The sequence below is a fragment of the Streptomyces sp. NPDC047841 genome, assembly GCF_040704085.1.
GTDB classification, from domain to species: domain Bacteria; phylum Actinomycetota; class Actinomycetes; order Streptomycetales; family Streptomycetaceae; genus Streptomyces; species Streptomyces argyrophylli.
The window spans coordinates 17,054-34,538 of record NZ_JBEYRP010000038.1 but is presented as its reverse complement, the minus strand read 5'-3'; the positions used below and the strand labels follow the sequence as shown (position 1 = coordinate 34,538).

Annotated in this window: 13 protein-coding genes; 11 read left to right on the top strand and 2 right to left on the bottom strand. The window is 74.1% G+C overall.

All coding sequences use genetic code 11. From position 1 onward, the window contains the following. Positions 1 to 56: 56 nt before the first annotated feature. On the bottom strand, positions 57 to 479 hold the full coding sequence (locus AB0947_RS38245; protein ID WP_366754995.1) for a hypothetical protein: 423 nt from the start codon (positions 477 to 479) through the stop codon (positions 57 to 59). 332 nt (positions 480 to 811) lie between these two features. On the opposite strand from AB0947_RS38245, the gene AB0947_RS38240 reads away from it, so the two are divergent. The 9 genes from AB0947_RS38240 (at position 812) to budA (ending at position 11,838) form a co-directional block, all read left to right on the top strand. Next, positions 812 to 1,432: a TetR family transcriptional regulator gene (locus AB0947_RS38240; protein WP_366754994.1), complete on the top strand. Its 621-nt coding sequence runs from the start codon at positions 812 to 814 to the stop codon at positions 1,430 to 1,432. A gap of 120 nt (positions 1,433 to 1,552) precedes the next feature. Then, positions 1,553 to 2,161 (top strand): SDR family NAD(P)-dependent oxidoreductase, encoded by a 609-nt coding sequence (locus tag AB0947_RS38235; protein ID WP_366754993.1) that lies wholly within the window; start codon positions 1,553 to 1,555, stop codon positions 2,159 to 2,161. Between the two features lie 136 nt (positions 2,162 to 2,297). Beyond that, positions 2,298 to 3,923, top strand: coding sequence for a phospholipid carrier-dependent glycosyltransferase (locus AB0947_RS38230; RefSeq protein ID WP_366754992.1), 1,626 nt, complete (start codon positions 2,298 to 2,300; stop codon positions 3,921 to 3,923). Between the two features lie 132 nt (positions 3,924 to 4,055). Then, the gene (gene tatA / locus AB0947_RS38225; RefSeq protein WP_366754991.1) at positions 4,056 to 4,319 is read left to right on the top strand and encodes a Sec-independent protein translocase subunit TatA; all 264 of its coding nucleotides are present in this window, start codon (positions 4,056 to 4,058) and stop codon (positions 4,317 to 4,319) included. A gap of 232 nt (positions 4,320 to 4,551) precedes the next feature. Beyond that, positions 4,552 to 6,285 carry a ubiquinone-dependent pyruvate dehydrogenase gene (gene poxB, locus AB0947_RS38220; RefSeq protein WP_366754990.1) on the top strand — a complete coding sequence of 578 codons (1,734 nt, stop codon included), beginning with the start codon at positions 4,552 to 4,554 and terminating at the stop codon, positions 6,283 to 6,285. Positions 6,286 to 6,410: 125 nt separating this feature from the next. Next, positions 6,411 to 6,947: a MarR family winged helix-turn-helix transcriptional regulator gene (locus AB0947_RS38215; RefSeq protein ID WP_366754989.1), complete on the top strand. Its 537-nt coding sequence runs from the start codon at positions 6,411 to 6,413 to the stop codon at positions 6,945 to 6,947. Between the two features lie 14 nt (positions 6,948 to 6,961). Beyond that, positions 6,962 to 8,905, top strand: a complete 1,944-nt coding sequence (locus tag AB0947_RS38210; protein ID WP_366754988.1) for an MFS transporter — start codon at positions 6,962 to 6,964, stop codon at positions 8,903 to 8,905. 402 nt (positions 8,906 to 9,307) lie between these two features. Next, positions 9,308 to 11,026 carry an acetolactate synthase AlsS gene (alsS, locus tag AB0947_RS38205; protein WP_366754987.1) on the top strand — a complete coding sequence of 573 codons (1,719 nt, stop codon included), beginning with the start codon at positions 9,308 to 9,310 and terminating at the stop codon, positions 11,024 to 11,026. Positions 11,027 to 11,049: 23 nt separating this feature from the next. Next, positions 11,050 to 11,838 carry an acetolactate decarboxylase gene (gene budA, locus AB0947_RS38200; RefSeq protein WP_366754986.1) on the top strand — a complete coding sequence of 263 codons (789 nt, stop codon included), beginning with the start codon at positions 11,050 to 11,052 and terminating at the stop codon, positions 11,836 to 11,838. 836 nt (positions 11,839 to 12,674) lie between these two features. On the opposite strand, the gene AB0947_RS38195 is transcribed toward budA, so the two are convergent. Then, the gene (locus AB0947_RS38195; protein WP_366754985.1) at positions 12,675 to 15,197 is read right to left on the bottom strand and encodes an ABC transporter permease; all 2,523 of its coding nucleotides are present in this window, start codon (positions 15,195 to 15,197) and stop codon (positions 12,675 to 12,677) included. Between the two features lie 181 nt (positions 15,198 to 15,378). On the opposite strand from AB0947_RS38195, the gene AB0947_RS38190 reads away from it, so the two are divergent. Beyond that, positions 15,379 to 16,677, top strand: coding sequence for a histidine kinase (locus AB0947_RS38190; RefSeq protein WP_366754984.1), 1,299 nt, complete (start codon positions 15,379 to 15,381; stop codon positions 16,675 to 16,677). After that, on the top strand, positions 16,674 to 17,414 hold the full coding sequence (locus AB0947_RS38185) for a response regulator transcription factor (RefSeq protein WP_366754983.1): 741 nt from the start codon (positions 16,674 to 16,676) through the stop codon (positions 17,412 to 17,414). Before AB0947_RS38190 ends, AB0947_RS38185 begins: the two co-directional genes overlap by 4 nt. Positions 17,415 to 17,485: the final 71 nt, after the last annotated feature.

Genomic DNA, 17,485 nt, shown 5'->3' with positions numbered 1-17,485 from the left:
GGACGGTGTTCCGACAGGAGAACCGGTCGGCAGGGCCTCCGGGTTGCCCGGCGGGGTCAGAATCCCCGGAAGACGCCGTCGTCGTCCGCGGCGTCCACGAACTCCTCCCAGTCCATGTTGGCGAGGGATATGTTGTTCTCGATCGCCGGCAACTCGGCGGCGATCACCCGGAGTTCGTCGAAGCCCTGCTCCGGTGCGTCGTCCTCGCCCTTCAGGACGGCCAGCAGCGGCAGCTCCGATCCGCTCAGGGCCCGCCGGTCCGCCACGATCAGCAGGTCGTCCTCTGCGGGCGCGAGCGCCACGATCTGCTCGGTGGTCAGGTCGCGGTAGGCGGGGTCGTCCACGATGTGCAGCGCCGCGAGGAACCCGTCCTCCTCGTCGGGGGTGGTGACCACCGCGCAAAGCCTCCGCCAGGCCTCCTCGTCGGAGAAGTCGGTGCGGATCAGCAGGGTGTCCTCGTTCTGCGGCAGGCTCTTCACGGGCGCATCTCCTGAAGGGGTGGGCGACGACCGGGCTGTGCGGCACCCGGCACACATGGCCTGCGCATGTTAGCCAGTCGGACGGTCACACATGTCGGCGCGTCGCGGGTGTCACGGAGGGTGAACGGCGACGCCGCGGGCGCCGGTTCGGACGGCGCCGCCCCGCGGCTCACCGATCCCGCTCGGCGGGCGGGAGGCGGCGCGCCGAGCCGGTCGTCGCGGTCACGCACGGCATGGGCGGCGGAAAGCACCGGGCCGCCGCGGTCACCGCCGCGCCGTCCGGGGGCCAGGCGCACGTCGGCCGTCGAGCGGCCCCCCGTATGCTCGTCCTCATGAGCGCCGCACCTCCCGCCCGTAAACGCGACGGCGCCGCGACACGCGAGGCGATCCTCGCGGCCGCGGTCGTCGAATTCACCGAGCACGGCTACGCCCGGGCCGGGGTGCGGCAGATCGCCGAGCGGGCGGGTGTCACGGCGATGATGATCAACCGCTACTTCGGCTCCAAGGAGGGCCTGTTCGCCCAGGCCGTCGACCGCGCCTTCGGCCCGCCGACCATCGTCGGCGACGAACTGGCCGGTCTGGCGCACTCCCTCGCCCGCACGCTCGCCGAGCGCACGACGCCCGGCGCCGAGCGGCTCGACCCGTTCCTGCTGTTGCTGCGCTCGGCATCGGACCCGGAGGCGGCGAGCATCGTCCGCGACGGCGTCGAGACGCACGTGGGCGCGCGGCTCGCCGGGCTGCTCGGCGGTTCCGACGCGGACGTCCGCGCTCAGCTCGGACTCGCGCTGGTCGCCGGTACGTGGCTGCTGCGCAGCGTCGTCGGCATCACCGCGCTCGCGGCGGCCGACAACGAACGCCTCACGGAGATCCTCGCCGACATGCTCCGCCCGGTCACCGGCGAGCCCGACGCCACGCCCCCGCCCAACGCCGGCCCGGACGGCACGGAGGGGTAGCGCACCGGCGCCAGGAGGCCGGCGTTCAGCTCAGGACGGGGGCCGGCGTCGTACGGTCCGCGTCCCGGCCGGAACGCCTCGGCGGGCCTGCCGCCCGCTCGCGCTCAGAACGCGGACCGGATGAGCCCGCCGTCCACGCGGATCGTCGCTCCGCTGACGAGCCCCGACGAGTGTCGAGCCACCTGCAACGTCAATGTCGTCTCGGGTGTCCGGATGATCCAGCACCTGGTCCCGGCGATGCGGGAGCGCGGCTGGGGACGGGTGGTGACGATCGGCGGCGGTCTCGCCTCCCAGCCGATGAACACCCACCCGCGGCACAACGCCGCCCTGGCGGCCCGGCACAACCGCGCCGTGTCCCTGGCCCGTGAGCTGAAGGGCACCGGCGTCACCTCCAACGTGGTGTCACCCGGAGCGATCCTGGTCGAGGCCACCAGGGAACTCGTCACCGGGATCGGGCCCGCCCGCGGCCGGGGCCGGACCTGGGAGGAGATCCGGCCGGCGCCGTCGAGGCACTCATCCCCAACGACCAGGAACGGTTCGGCGAGCCGGACGAGATCGCGGCGGCGGTGGCGTACCTGTGCAGCGCCTACGCGCAGTACGTCAGCCGGCTTCTACCGGCACCTGTCGTGGGCGCGGCAGATTGAGGTTCATGCCTGTTCTCCAGCTCCTCGGACTCCATGCGTGACGGCAGGAGATGTGTGTCACCGGCATAAAAGTATACAATTGTAGACTTCCTGGAGTTCCTTGTTCCCGTGCAAACCGTGGAACCCGCACGACCCGCGCGGCATCATCAGTGGCAAGCGACACGCAAAGGAACAAGGCGACAGCAGTGCACCCACACAACGCGACGCGTGCCCCCGGAGGCATGGCAGGCGCGGCCACCGATACCCGCCAGCGTCTTGTTCCGCCCTTCCCCAAGCCGGCGGTCCGCCTGTGGGAGCTCACACGTCTCGATCCGGCACGTGCCTACCGCGTCGCGAAGGCGATGGACTGGCTGGGGCCGGTCCTCGTCGCCGTCCTCGCCGGAGCGCTCCGTTTTTGGCGCCTCGGCCGGCCGCGGGGCCTCGTCTTCGACGAGACCTACTACGCCAAGGACGCCTGGTCCCTGCTGCGGCTCGGCTACGAGGGCAGCTGGCCGGACCGCAAGATCACCGACCCGCAGATCCTCGCGCACCCCCAGGCGGTCCCGCTCTCCGACACCGGGGCCTTCGTCGCCCACCCGCCGACGGGCAAGTGGGTGATCGCCCTCGGCGAGTGGACGTTCGGCCTGAACCCGTTCGGCTGGCGGTTCATGACGGCGGCCCTCGGCACCCTGTCGGTGCTCATGCTGTGCCGGATAGGCCGCCGCCTGTTCCGCTCGACGCTGCTGGGCTGCCTGGCCGGCGCGCTGATGGCACTGGACGGCCTGCACCTGGTGATGAGCCGTACCGCGCTGCTGGACCTCGTGGTGATGTTCTTCGTCCTGGCGGCGTTCGGCTGCCTGCTGATCGACCGGGACCACGCACGGGCCCGGCTCGCGGCGGCGCTGCCCGTCGGCGCGGACGGCCGGGCGCGCCCGGACGCGCGCACCGGCGACCGCGCCGGGACCGGGGTCCGCCCCTGGCGGCTCGCCGCCGGCCTCTTCCTGGGACTTGCGGCCTCCACCAAGTGGAACGGGCTCTACGTCCTGGTGTTCTTCGCGGTCCTGACCGTGCTGTGGGACGTCGGTGCCCGCCGCGTCGCCGGGGCCCGCCGCCCGTACCGGGCGGTGCTGCGCAAGGACCTCGGCCGGTCGTTCCTGTCGCTGGTCCCGGTCGCCGCGATGACGTACCTGGCGACCTGGACCGGCTGGTTCCTGTCCGGCAAGGGCTACGGACGCCACTGGGCCGACGGCCGCGGCGGCACCTGGTCATGGGTTCCCGCCCCGCTGCGCAGCTGGTGGCACTACGAGTACGGCGTCTACCAGTTCAACGTGGGGCTGCACTCCCCCCACTCGTACGAGTCCAACCCCTGGAGCTGGCTGGTCCTGGGCCGCCCCGTGCTGTTCCACTACGAGGCGCCGAAACCCGGGCACGACGGCTGCCACACGGCGACCGACTGCTCGCAGACGGTCCTCGCCCTCGGCACACCGCTGCTGTGGTGGTCGGCGTGCTGCGCACTCGTGTACCTGCTCTACCGATGGGCGCTGCGCCGCGACTGGCGGGCCGGCGCCGTCCTGTGCGCGGTGGGCGCCGGCTATCTGCCCTGGTTCCTCTACCAGGACCGCACGATCTTCTCCTTCTACGCGGTGATCCTCGTGCCGTACCTGTGCCTGGCCGTGACGATGCTGGTGGGAGCCCTGGCCGGACCGCCGGGCGCGGACCGCGGACGCCGCACGGCGGGCGCGGTGGCCGCGGGTGTGCTCGTCCTGCTCATCGCCTGGAACTTCGTCTACTTCTTCCCGCTCTACACCGGGCAGACGATCCCGTACGCCGACTGGCACAGCAGGATGTGGCTCGACACCTGGGTCTGACGGCACGTACCAGGTTGCCGGTATTGCGCGGAAGACGCATATGTGTTCCGCTCTGTGTACTGACACCCGACCCCGACACCCGACATCTGACACCTGACACCTGACACTGAAACCGACCGAGGAGAACACGCAATGCTTCGCAACGGACTGGAACCCTGGCACCTGCTCATCGTGGCGATCGTGCTCATCGCGCTGTTCGGATCGAAGAAACTCCCCGACGCGGCCCGCGGTCTGGGCCGCTCGATGCGCATCCTCAAGAGCGAGGCCCGGGCGATGCGGGAGGACGACGCCGTCGAGGGGCCCACCGCCTCCGCCGTTCCGCACGACGCCCGCACCCCGGCCGCCGGGACCGCCACGGCAGGGCCCGCCACGGCCGGGCCCGCGACCGAACGCTGACCGCCGCACCCGGGCGACCGGGGCCGTGCGAAACGGGGCAGTCGTCCGACGCAGAGACGGATGACCGCGTCGCGCCGGTGACGCAGTCATTCGACGGATGTGTGCGCAATGTCGGTCCCCGGACACTGATCTGGTGCTGCTCGCACACGCCGAGCCGCGAGCAGGCGGGCACCGGCCCGCGCGGCCTCCCCGCCGCCCCGGACGCGCTCACGACCGACGAAAGGCGACCCGTATGCCCACCTTCGCTGACCACGTCATCGCCTCCCTGAAGGCTTCCGGCGTGCGGCGCCTGTACGGCCTGCCCGGCGACTCCCTCAACGGCCTGACGGACGCCATACGCCGGGACGACGACGTCGACTGGGTGCACGTGCGGCACGAGGAGAGCGCCGCCTTCGCGGCGGCGGCCGAGGCCGGGCTGACCGGTGAGCTGACCGTCTGCGTCGGCAGCTGCGGTCCGGGCAACCTGCACCTGATCAACGGGCTCTTCGACGCCCAGCGCAGCCGTGTGCCGGTCCTCGCCATCGCCGCCCAGATCCCGGGCGGCGAGATCGGCTCCGGTTACTTCCAGGAGACGCGCCCGCAGGAACTGTTCGCCGACTGCAGCGTCTACGCGGAGGCCGTCACCAGCCCCGAGCACGCGACGCGCGTCCTGGAGATGGCGATGCGGGCGGCCGTCGAGCGCAGGGGCGTCGCGGTCGTCGTCGTACCCGGTGAGATCTTCCTCGGCAAGACCGGCCGCGACCTGGCCCCCACGGTGGTGCGCCCGGCCAGGACCGTCGTCCGCCCGGACGACGCCGACCTGCGCGAGGCCGCCGCGCTGCTGAACGGCGGGCAGAAGGTGACGATCCTGGCGGGCGCGGGGGCCGCCGGCGCCCACGACGACCTGGTCCGGCTCGCCGAGACCCTCAAGGCACCCGTCGTGCACGCCCTGCGCGGCAAGGAGTACGTCGAGTACGACAACCCGTACGACGTCGGGATGACCGGTCTGCTCGGCTTCGCCTCCGGTTACAAGGCGATCGAGGAGGCCGACACCCTGCTGATGCTCGGGACCGACTTCCCCTACCGGCAGTTCTACCCGCAGGGCGCCAAGGTCATCCAGCTCGACATCCGCGGCGAGCAGATCGGCCGGCGCACCCGGGTCGACCTGCCCCTGGTCGGCAGCGTGCGCGACACCCTGCCCGCGCTGCTGCCGCTGCTGACCGTCAAGAGCGGGCGCAAGCATCTCGACGAGGCCCTCGCCCACTACGCCCGCACGCGCAGGTCGCTGGACGCGCTCGCCGTCAACGACCGCGAACGCACCCCGATCCACCCGCAGTTCGTGGCCCGCACCCTGGACCGCCTCGCGGACCGGGACGCGGTCTTCACCGTCGACGTCGGCTCCCCGGTGGTGTGGGCGGCCCGCTACCTGACCTTCAACGGACAGCGGCGGCTGCTCGGCTCCTTCAACCACGGGACGATGGCCTGCGCCCTGCCGCACGCCGTGGGCGCGCAGGCGGCGTACCCGGGCCGTCAGGTGGTCTCGCTGTCGGGCGACGGCGGGCTCACCATGCTCCTCGGGGAGCTGTTCACCCTGCGGCAGAACCGCCTGCCGGCCAAGATCGTCGTCTTCAACAACGGCTCGCTGAACTTCGTCGAGCTGGAGATGAAGGCGGCCGGCATCGTCAACTACGCGACCGAGCTGGACAATCCGCAGCTCGCCGAGGTCGCCGCCGCCGTCGGGCTGTGGGCCCGCAGGGTGGAGCGGCCGGGGGACCTGGAGGACGCGCTCAAGGGCGCCTTCGCGCACGACGGGCCCGCCCTGGTCGAGGTGATGACGGCCCGTCAGGAGCTGTCCGTGCCGCCGGCGGTCACCGTGGAGCAGGCCAAGGGTTTCACGCTCTACGCGATCCGCACCATCCTGTCCGGCCGGGGCGAGGAACTCCTCGACCTGGTCACTACCAACGTCGCCCGGCGGGTCCTGCGCTGACCGGCGGCCAACCCGGAACACGTGTCTTCGATGACATGTGTGTGCCAGGGCACATGTAAACATGCTTGCCTCAGGCAACCAGGCACCTGCATAGTTGCCTTGAGCAAGAATATCGGGAGGCACGTGTGGCCGACAGAGCTCAGTACGAGGAGCTGATGCGCCAGCTCAGCGCCATCGGATCCGTACGACGAGAGCTGGGCCGGATCCTTCCGGGCGGCTGCTCCAGCGTCGCCGCCACGGTGCTGGCCCTGCTCGGCCGTGACGGCGACATGCGCATCGGCAGGCTCGCGGAACTCCTCGCCGTCGACATGTCGGTCACCAGCCGCCACGTCGCGCACGTGGCGGCCCGGGGCTGGATCGACCGCAGCCCCGATCCCGCCGACCGGCGCTCGCGCATCCTGCGCCTGACCCCCGAGGGCCGGGCCATGCTCACCCGGCTGTCCGAGCACACCGGGCAGCTGCTCGCCCGGCGGCTGAGCGGCTGGAGCGACGAGGACGTCCGTCAGCTGACGTGCCTCATGGCCCGGCTCCGGGCGAGCTTCGAAGACCCCTGGACCGGAGCCGGCCCCTGGGCGGAACAGCCCCCCGGGACCGCACAGGACCCCGGCGCCGGACCGCCCGAGGACGACTGTTCACCCCGTACACCCGCTGCCACCACGTAAGGACGAGAAACCCCATGACAACCACCCCGAAAGCAGGTGTGCGGGCCCACGCCCGTCCAGGAGGAGGTTCGCCCGACGCGCCGATGACCCACGCGCAGATCATGCGCGCCCTGTCCGGACTGCTGCTCGGCCTGTTCGCCGCCATCCTGTCCTCCACCGTGGTCACCAACGCGCTGCCGAGGATCATCGGTGACCTCGGCGGCGGCCAGAGCGCCTACACCTGGGTCGTCACCGCCTCCCTGCTGGCGGTGACCGCGTCGACCCCGCTGTGGGGCAAGCTCGCGGACCAGTTCAGCAAGAAGGTCCTGGTCCAGTCGGCGCTGATCGTCTACTGCGCCGGCTCCCTGGTGGCCGGTCTCGCGCCCAACCCCGCGACGCTGATCACCGCCCGTGTCATCCAGGGCCTGGGCGGCGGCGGTCTGTCGGCGCTGGCCCAGGTCGTCCTGGCCGCGATGATCGCTCCGCGCGAGCGCGGCCGGTACTCCGGCTACCTGGGCGCGACCTTCGCCGTCGCCACCGTCGGCGGGCCGCTGCTGGGCGGTGTCATCACCGACACCTCCTGGCTCGGCTGGCGCTGGTGCCTGTTCGTCGGCATCCCCTTCGCGCTGGTCGCGCTGGTGGTCCTCCAGCGGACGCTGAACCTGCCCGTGGCCAGGCGTGACGTCAAGGTCGACTGGGCCGGCGCCTTCTTCGTCACCGCGGCCGTCTGCACCCTGCTGATCTGGGTCACCTTCGCCGACGACAAGTACGCCTGGCTGTCCTGGCAGACGTACACCCTGGTGGCCGCGTCGATCGTGCTCGCGCTGATCTTCCTGTTCGTCGAGACGAAGGCCGCGGAACCGATCATCCCGCTGCGGCTGTTCCGCAACCCCACCATCGCCCTCGCCTCCGTCGCCTCCCTCTTCGTCGGCATCGCGCTGTTCGCGGGCACCGTCTTCTTCAGCCAGTACTTCCAGCTCGCGCGCGGCGATTCCCCGACCAGGTCGGGCGTCATGACGATCCCGTTCATCGCGGGCCTGTTCGTCTCCTCCACGGTCTCCGGACGGGTCATCACCCGCACCGGCAAGTGGAAGGGCTGGCTGCTGACCGGCGGTGTGCTGCTGACGGCGGGCCTGGCCCTGCTGGGCATGCTCCGCTACGACACCCCGTACCTGTTCATCGCGCTGTGCATGGCGCTGATGGGCCTCGGCGTCGGCATGACCCTCCAGAACCTCGTGCTGTGCACCCAGAACCAGGTCGCCCCGACCGACCTCGGTGCCGCGTCCTCCACGGTGACCTTCTTCCGCTCCCTCGGCGGCGCGGTGGGCGTCTCCGTGCTCGGCTCGGTCCTCACCACCCGGATCGGCCACTACGCGCGTGAGACCATCACCCGGCTCAGCCCGCCGGACCAGGCCGTGGCCGCGAAGACCTCCGGCGACGGCCGGCTGCCCGACCTCGCCCTGCTGCCCGCTCCGGTCCGCACCTGGCTGGAAGGCGCCTACGGGCACGCGATCGGCGACATCTTCATGTACGTCGCCCCGATCGCGCTGATCGCCTTCCTGGTGACCCTGTTCATCAAGGAGGTCCCGCTGCGCGCCTCCAGCGGCCTGGTCCAGGCGGCGCAGGCGGCGCAGGCGGCGGAGACCGCCGAGGCCGTCGCCGGGCTGCCGGTACCGGCGGAGGCCGTCGACACGGACGCGCAGGCCCTCGCCCCCGCGGGTGTCCCGGTCCGCGGCCGGGTCAGCGTCGACGGGAGCGAGCCCGTCCCGCGGGCCGTGGTCACGCTGACCTCACCGCAGGGCCGGCAGCTGGGCCGGGCGGAGGTGCGGGCCGACGGCTCCTACACGCTGGACGCCCCCGGCTCCGGGCGGTACGTCCTGGTCACCTCCGCCGACGGCTACCCGCCGCAGGAGTCCACGATCGTGGTCGACGACGAGTCGGTCGTCCACGACGTCCTGCTGACGGCACCGGCCGGCTGACCGGTACGACGCGGCCGTGCCGGTCCCGCCCCGGACCGGCACGGCCACCGCGTACCGGGCGACCGAAACCCGTACCGGCGTCGCCGCACAGCGAGGCCACCCCTCGCACGGCACCGGCGCTCACACGTGCCCGAAGGGCCGGACGCGGGCGGCGGATGCGCCGTGGTCACCTGAGGGCACGTCAAGTAGCGGGCAGGCGACGAGACGGACGGCGCCGGACACGTATCTCCGCCCGCGCACCGACCGGTTGGGGCGGCCGGTCGCGGGAGGACCGGCACTCGCCGCGACAGCGACGGGAGTTGGGGTGATGCTGGATGCGGGCCGAAGCCCGGACCGGCCCCTCACCCTCCCACGCGGCCGTGGCATCGTCACACGGGCCGCCCGAGCAACGAGGTGAAGCCCGTGAGCGCACCCGTCCGCCCCCTCCCGGCCGCCGCAGACGGCACCCGTGCCCCCGCCGAACCGACCAGGTCCGCGCAGCGGGTCGTGGAGTGCCTCCAGGCGCACGACGTGCCGTACGTCTTCGGCGTGCCCGGCGCGAAGATCGACGCCGTCTACGACGCGCTGGCCGACACAGGCCCGGAACTCGTCGTCTGCCGGCACGAGCAGAACGCGGTCTTCATGGCCGCGGCCGTCGGCCGGCTCACCGGAGTGCCGGGGGTGGTCCTGGTCACCTCCGGCCCCGGCACCAGCAACCTGGCGACCGGACTGCTGACCGCCACCACCGAGCAGGACCCGGTGGTCGCCCTGTGCGGCGCGGTCTCCCGGCCGGACCGGCTCAAGCGCACGCACCAGTCGATGGACGCCGCCGCGCTGCTGGCGGCCGTCACCAAGTCCGCCGGCGAGGTCAGCCACCCCGACAACGTCCCCGAGGCCGTCGCCAACGCCTTCCGCCGCGCGCTGAGCGAACCACGCGGCGCCGCCGCCGTGATCCTCCCCGCCGACGTCGCGGCGGAGAGCACGCCCGCGGCCATCCGCGAGCCACTGCCCGTTCCGCCCGCGGGCCCCGCCCCCGCCGATCGGATCCGCGAGGCCGCCCGGATCCTGCGCGGCGCCCGCAACCCGGTCGTGCTGGTCGGCGCGCGCGGCGCCGACGAGGCGGCCTGCGCGGCGATCCGCTCCCTCATCGCCGGCGGCGGACTGCCGGTGATCGAGACCTTCCAGGCCGCCGGCGTGGTCTCCCGAGAACTGGAGAGCCACTACCTCGGCCGGGTCGGGCTCTTCCGCAACCAGCCCGCCGACGTCGTCGCCGCCGCCGCGGACGTCATCCTCGCCGTCGGCTTCGACCCGGTGGAGTACGACCCCGGACTGTGGAACACCGACCCGCGGCGCACCGTCGTCCACGTCGACGCCCTGCCGGCCGAGATCGACAACCACTACCGGCCCGCGCTGGAACTGCGCGGTGACATCGCCGCCACCCTCACCGAACTGGCCCGCCACACCGGGCCGGTCCGGCTGGGACCCGAGGCCGACGCCGCCGTGGCGGCGCAGCGCGCCCGGCTGACCGCCATCGACGACGAGGCCCGTGCCCGGCCCGCCTCCGACCGGGGTCTCGACCCCGCGGCCGTCTGCCTGGCGCTGCGCGACCACCTCGGCGACCAGGCCACGATCGCCTGCGACATCGGCTCGGTGTACATCCATATGGCCCGCCACTTCCGCGTCTACGAACCGCGGCGGCTGCTGTTCTCCAACGGCCAGCAGACCCTCGGCGTGGCACTGCCATGGGCCCTCGCCGCCGCCCTGGTCCGCCCCGGAACACAGATCGTCTCCGTCTCCGGGGACGGCGGATTCCTCTTCTCCGCGCAGGAGTTGGAGACCGCGACCCGCCTGGGCCTGAGCTTCGTCCACGTCATCTTCCGTGACAACACCTACGACATGGTCGGTTTCCAGCAGGACCTCAAGTACGGGCGCAGGAGCGGGGTCGCCCTCGGCGACTACGACGCCGTCGCCTACGCGCGGGCGTTCGGCGCCCGGGGCGTCCGCGTGCGCAGCATGGAGGAGTTCGGCAGCGCGCTGCGCCGGGCGCTCGAGGCCGACGGGCCCACGATCATCGACGTGCCGGTCGACTACTCGCGCAACACCGAACTGGGCGAGCACCTGATCCCCGGCGCGTTCGAGTGAGCCCCACGCGGAGGGAACAGGACATGACGACGACCGAGTCCGCCACCGGCCGGCTGCACCGATTCGTCTCCGCGCTACGGCACCTGCCGCCGCTGCGGGGCACGCCACCGGCGCTCTACCAGACGTCGACCATGGCCGCCCTGCTCGCGGGGGTCTACGACGGCGATGTCACCGTCGCCGAACTGCTGCGGCACGGCGACTTCGGGCTCGGCACGTTCGACCGGCTCGACGGCGAGATGCTCGTCCTCGGCGGCACCTGCTACCGCCTGCGTGCCGACGGCTCGGTCGAGGAGGCGGGCGGCACCGAGCCGACCCCCTTCGCCGCGGTGACCCGCTTCCGGCCCGAACGGCGTGCCGAGCTGTCGGGGCCGCTGACCCGGGCCGAGACGGAGGAGGCCGTGGGCGGACTGCTGACCAGCCCCAACCTGGTGCACGCGGTCCGGATCGACGGACACTTCAGCGCCCTGCGCACACGGACCGTGGCCCGGCAGCAGCGGCCGTACCCGCCCCTCGCCGACGCGACGGCCGGGCAGGCGGAGAACACCTTCTCCGACGTGTCCGGCACGCTCGCCGGCTTCTTCACCCCGTACTACGAGCAGGGTGTGTCCGTCGCCGGCTACCACCTGCACTTCCTCGACCGGAGCCGGACGCGTGGCGGCCACGGCCTGGACTTCACGCTCACCGGGGGACACGTCAGCGTGCAAGCGCTGCCGGAACTGCGGCTGCGGCTGCCCACCACCCGGGACTTCCTGCGGGCCTCCCCTCCCTCGACCCCCCTGGACGAGCAGATCCGCCGCATCGAGAACGGCTGACCTCCCGGCGGGCCGCACACGCCGGTGCCCTCGGCGTGCCCGTCGGCCGGACGGCCGCGCCACTGACACCGGACCTGTCGAACGCGGGAGCCACCGGGCGCCTGCTGCGGCCGGGTCCGGCTACGGGGATGCCTGTGCTGTGCTGCCGGGTGTGTGGCCTGCCGGATGCGTGCGGTGCCGGGCGCGGGTCCCGCCGGGTGTGTGCGCCACCGGGGTCCGGTCTGCCGGATGCCTGTCTCGCCGGGCGTGTGCGTCGGCTGCGCGTCTGTCGCGCGGGGAGTCTTGGCGGATGCCTGCGCCGCTGGGGGCGTGGCCTGCCGGATGCGTGCGGTGCCGGGCGTGCGTCCCGCCGGGTGCGTGCGCCGCCGGGGCCGGGCCTGCCGGATGCCTGTCTCGCCGGGTGCATGCGTCGGACGCGTCTGTCGCACCGGATGCCTCCGGCGCCCGGCGTCTGTGCCACCGGCGCCCGGCCTGCCGGACGCCTGCCTCGCCGGGCGCGTGCCCCACCCAGGCTGCTGTCCAGCGCCGCCGGATGGTCGGCGGGAGCCGGCCTGAACCGGCTCCGTGCACAGGGCCACGGGGCCGGTTCCCGGTGCTTCGTGCGTTCGCCGGGACTGGCAAGCGCAGGCGGCTGGCCGGAGCCGGTGCCTCGTGCGTTCGCCGGGACTGGCAAGCGCAGGCGGCTGGCCGGAGCCGGTGCTTCGTGCGTTCGCCGGGACCGGGAAGCGCAGGCGGCTGGCCGGAGCCGGTGCTTCGTGCGTTCGCCGGGACCGGGAAGCGCAGGCGGCCGGCCGGTCCCGGTGCTTCGTGCGTTCGCCGAGGCGGCCGGCGGGCGTTCAGCCGACCTCGCCGCCCACCGCCTGTGTCACCGGTACCGCCGCCGCCCGCACACCCGGTCCGAGCGCGGCGAGGACGCCGACGGCAGCGGCGCCCGCGAACAGTGCCAGCAGGGCCGCCCAGGGCACCGAGATCACGGCGCCGTGCTGTCCGGCCACCGCCGCCACCCCCGCCGCGCCGCCCGCGAGGATGCCCAGCCCGGCGCCCAGCGCCGACACCACCACCGCCTCCACCCGCAGCATGGACCGCACGCCCGCGCGGTCCAGACCGACCGCGCGCAGCAGGCCGATCTCCCGGGCCCGCTCGAAGACCGCCATGCCCATGGTGTTCGCCACGCCCAGCGCCGCCACGGCGACCGTGACACTGAGCATCGCGTACAGCACCGACAACAGCGGGCCGAAGCCGCGCTCCGCCTCCCGTGCCGCGTCCGCCCGGTCCTGGACGAGCAGCACCGGATTGTGCAGCGCCCGGCGGATCTCCTCCTTCAGCGCACCCGTGCGGCCGGGCTCGGCACGCACCAGCACCGAGAGCACCTCACTGTCCGGCGTACCGGTCCCGGTCACCGCGCTCTGCGGCAGCAGGGCCGGGCCGAGGGCGTCGGGGCCGTCGTAGACCGCGACGATCCGGCGGTCCAGCGCCGGGCCGTCCGCCGTGCCGTCGTCCGACAGACGCCTGCCGGTGATCCGGTCGCCCAGGTGCCACCCGTGCTCCTCGGCCAGGTCCCGCGTGACCGCGATGGCGTCGGCCCGGCCGGCCAGCTCGTCCAGATCGCCCGCGCGCACCGTGAGGTCGGCGAGCCGGCCTGGGCCCACGGCCCGTGGATCCACCACCGCGGTCCACAGGTCGGAACCGTCGCGGAGGCGGAAGCCGGCCTCGCGGACCGCGCTGACCGCCGCCACGTGCGGCAGCCGCGCCACCCGCGCCGCCGTGTGCGTGCCGATCCGCGCGTAGTCGACCGCGGTGATCCGCAGGTCCGTCGGCATGGCCGCCTCCGCCTCCCGCCCCGCCGTGGCGCTCAGCGAGGACAGCGCCACGGTGACCGCGCTGACGAGCGCCACGCACACGGTGAGCGCCCCGGCGGTCGCCGCCGTACGCCGTGGATCGCGGCGCGCGTTGGCCAGCGCCAGGGTGCCGCGCACTCCGGTCAGCAGCCGCACCGGCGCGCGCAGCGCCCGGGTGACGGCGTCCGCCAGTCGCGGCGTGAGCAGGATCAGCCCGGCCAGCAGCACCGGAGTGGCGAGGGACAGCACCCCGAGGTCGCCCTCGCCCGCGGCCATCAGCAGCGCACCGGCGGCGGTGGCCGCGAGGCCGGCCAGGGTGCGGCGCCGCAGCGCGGCGGCCGGGGCCGGCAGGTGTGTGCGCAGGGCCGCCACGGGGGCGACGGCGGAGGCCCGCAGGGCGGGTACGTACGCGGCGGCGGCCGTGAAACCCACACCGACGCACAGGGCCGTCAGCAGCGGAACGGGGGACAGCAGGGCCGGCGGAGCGGTGCCCGCGGGCCCGGCGGCCGGTCCGAACAGGCCGGCGAGCAGTGTGGCCGCGCCCGCCCCGAGCGCGTACCCGGCCACGGCCGCCACGGCTCCGACGACGGCCGCCTCGGCGAGCACCATGCCCAGCACCCGGCGGCGGCTCGCGCCCACCGCGCGCAGCAGGGCGTGCTCACGTGCCCGCACCGCGCTGAGCATGGTGAAGGTGTTGCTCACCAGGAAGGCGGAGACGAACAGGGCGATCCCGGCGAAGAGCAGCAGGAGCGTGCCGAGCTTCTTCCGGTCGGGTGCCGCCGCGGCCTCCCTGTCCAGTTCCGCGCGGGTCACCGCGTCGAGGCCCCGCGGCAGGATCCGTGACGCCCGTCCCGCGAGGGCCCGCGCCGGGGTGCCGGGGGCGGCCGTGAGGGTCACCGACGCGTACCGGCCGGGCGCCGGCGCGAACAGGGCCCGCGCGGTGGCACCGTCGAACGCGGTGACCGTGCCGCCGGCGGCGGTGGCGGGGTCGTACACGGTGAAGACACCCGTGAGCCGTACCGTGCGGACCTCGCCGGCGACGACGACCCGCACCCGGTCACCGACCCGGTACCCGGCCCGCTCGGCGGACCACCGGTCCACGGCGATCTCCCCGGGACCCTGCGGGCCGCGCCCACGCGTCATCGGGTAGCGGGGGTCGGCGCCGTGCGCGTCCGGCACGAAGTTCACCCCGGCGTCGGCGGACGGCGGCCCCACCAGGGTGCCGTCGCGCGCCACCAGGAAGGCAGGGCCGCGCAGGGCGCCCCGGGCCGCCGCCGCCCCGGGCAGCGCGGCGAGCCTGCGCCGCAGCGCCTCGCCGGGTGCCGTGCCGCCTCCGGCGGGGCGCACCTCCACGGACACGTCCGGGCGCGAGGCACGCTGGAGCCGCTCGGCACCCCTGGCCAGGGACTCGGTGTACAGCAGGGAGCCGCTGACGCAGGCGACCCCGATCAGCACGGCCAGGGCAGGCAGGACGAAGCGGTGCCGGTCGCGGAGCACGGAACGCATGACGGTACGGAGCATGGGGCCTTCCAGCGCTGCGGTCGGGGTGACGGTGCCGGGGAACCGGCGGACGGTCCGATCCTGACCGGGGCGGGGGCCCGCGCGGATCAGCCGGAGGTGCGAAGGTGCGGGGCGCGCACCGGGCGTTACTCGGCCGAACGGACGAGGCGCGGCGGCGGGGGAGCGCCGTACCCTCCCCGGCATGAACCAGCTCTTCGACGTCCCGCCGGGAGGCAGGCGGATCGCGGCGGCCTGCGCGGCGGTGATCCTGGTCGCCGCGGTGGCCACCGAGGGCGCGGACACCGGCTCCGTGCCGCTGGCCGCCGCCTGGACGGTGTCCGGCGGCCTGCTGCTCGCCGCCGTCGCCGTGCGCCGGGACCGCTTCGGCGCGGTGGCCGCCGCCGGTGTCCTCGCCTCCTGCCTGGTGACCCTCGTGACCACCCGGGTGGCCGCCCGGCCCGACACCACCTTCGGGCTCGCCGAGACCTCCGCCCTGCTGCTGGTCGTCGTCCGGGCGGCGCGCCTGCGTCCGCCGCTGCGCGCCGCGGCCCTGGCCGGCGGGGCGCTGGTCGCGCTGACCGTGATCCTGCTGCGGCTGCCGCCGTCCGAGTACGAACCGCTGGTGCCGTTCGTGGTCCCGGCGCTCTGGTTCGCCGCCGCCCTGGCGACGGTACTGGGCCTGTACCTCCGGCTGCTCGACCGTTACCGGGCGCAGGAGCACCAGGCCGGCTTGCAGGCGCAGCGCCTCGAATACGCGCGGGAACTGCACGACTTCGTCGGCCACCACGTGACCGCGATCATCGCCCAGACCAAGGCCGTGAGGTACGCGACGGCGGCCGGCCGCCCCCCGTCGCCGGAGGAACTGGACGGCATGCTGGCGGCCGTGGAGGAGGCCGGGTCGCAGGCCATGCAGTCGATGCGCGCCATGGTGGCGGTGCTGCGCGACCCCGGCGGCCCGGCGGCCACGGCGGGTCCGGGCGGGGAACTCGCCGACCTGCGCGCCCTGACCGGACGCTTCTCCGCGACCGGCCCGGCCACCGCACTCACCCTCGATCCCCGTCTCACCGCCGCCGCGCTGCCGCCGGGCGTGGCCGCCACCGTGCACCAGGTCGTGCGCGAGTCGCTGACCAATGTGCGCAGGCACGCGCGCGGGGCCGGGGCGGTCACCGTCGACGTACGGCTGGCCGGCGACACCGCCTGCCCGTCCGTGCTCGTGTCGGTGACCGACGACGGACCGGAGGCGGCCGGGAGCGGCGGGGCGCCCGCCGACGGGGCCGTGGGGGGACCCTCCGCCCGGGGCGCCGGGGCCGCCCGCTGCGGGTACGGACTGGTCGGGCTGGCCGAACGCGCGGCCATGATGGGCGGCACCGTCACCGCGGGGCCGCGGCCGGGCGTCGGCTGGCTCGTCGAGGCCCGCATCCCGCTGCCCGGGCCCCTGCCCGCCCCCGGCGACGACCGGCGTCACGGAGACGGCCGTACGACTGCCACCCTGGAACCATGACGATCAGCATCCTCATCGCCGACGACCAGCAGATGATCCGCTCGGCCTACGGCATGATCCTCGGCGCCCAGCCCGACATGGAGATCGTCGCCTCGGTGGCCGACGGCAGCACCGCGGTGCGGGAGGCCCGCCGGCTGCGTCCGGACGTGTGCCTGCTGGACATCAGGATGCCGGGGATCGACGGCCTGGAGGCGACCCGGCTGCTGGCGGGCCCGGAGGCGCCCGACCCGCTGAAGGTGCTCATCGCCACCACCTTCGACCTCGACGAGTACGTGTACCGGGCGCTGCGCAACGGCGCCTACGGCTTCCTCCTCAAGGACGGTTCCCCCGCGCTGCTCGTCGAGGCCGTGCGGGCGGTGGCCGCCGACAACGCCCTGATCTCCCCGGCGGTGACGGTCCGGCTGCTCCGGCACATGACCGACGCCGCGTCCGACGCCGTGTCCGCGTCCGGCTCGGGGAAGCCGGCGCACCGGCGGCGCGGCTCGTCCGGGGCCCGCCCGACAGCGCTCGAACTCCCGCTCACCGCCCGTGAGCTGGACGTCGTACGACTCGTCGCGCGCGGCCGTACCAACGAGGAGCTGGCGGCCGAGCTGCACGTCTCCCTGTCCACCGTCAAGACGCACCTCGGCAGCGTCCAGCGCAAGCTCGCCGCCCGCAACCGGGTGGAGATCGCCGCCTGGGCCTGGGAGAACGGGGTGTGCACCGGCCAGGACACACGGGGCGCGGCCGCCGACTGACACCGGGGACGCACCGACCGCGGCCGGGGAACGGTGTCGCCGGGCACCCATCCCTCACAGATGCCCGGCGA

What these genes read in the sequence shown, in the direction of transcription:
- poxB (WP_366754990.1), top strand. Translation starts at nt 4,552, where the DNA reads ATGCCCACCTTCGCTGACCACGTCATCGCCTCCCTGAAGGCTTCCGGC.
- AB0947_RS38185 (WP_366754983.1), top strand. Translation starts at nt 16,674, where the DNA reads ATGACGATCAGCATCCTCATCGCCGACGACCAGCAGATGATCCGCTCG.
- tatA (WP_366754991.1), top strand. Translation starts at nt 4,056, where the DNA reads ATGCTTCGCAACGGACTGGAACCCTGGCACCTGCTCATCGTGGCGATC.
- AB0947_RS38230 (WP_366754992.1), top strand. Translation starts at nt 2,298, where the DNA reads ATGGCAGGCGCGGCCACCGATACCCGCCAGCGTCTTGTTCCGCCCTTC.
- AB0947_RS38195 (WP_366754985.1), bottom strand. Translation starts at nt 15,197, where the DNA reads ATGCTCCGTACCGTCATGCGTTCCGTGCTCCGCGACCGGCACCGCTTC.
- AB0947_RS38190 (WP_366754984.1), top strand. Translation starts at nt 15,379, where the DNA reads ATGAACCAGCTCTTCGACGTCCCGCCGGGAGGCAGGCGGATCGCGGCG.
- AB0947_RS38235 (WP_366754993.1), top strand. Translation starts at nt 1,553, where the DNA reads ATGAGCCCGCCGTCCACGCGGATCGTCGCTCCGCTGACGAGCCCCGAC.
- budA (WP_366754986.1), top strand. Translation starts at nt 11,050, where the DNA reads ATGACGACGACCGAGTCCGCCACCGGCCGGCTGCACCGATTCGTCTCC.
- AB0947_RS38210 (WP_366754988.1), top strand. Translation starts at nt 6,962, where the DNA reads ATGACAACCACCCCGAAAGCAGGTGTGCGGGCCCACGCCCGTCCAGGA.
- AB0947_RS38240 (WP_366754994.1), top strand. Translation starts at nt 812, where the DNA reads ATGAGCGCCGCACCTCCCGCCCGTAAACGCGACGGCGCCGCGACACGC.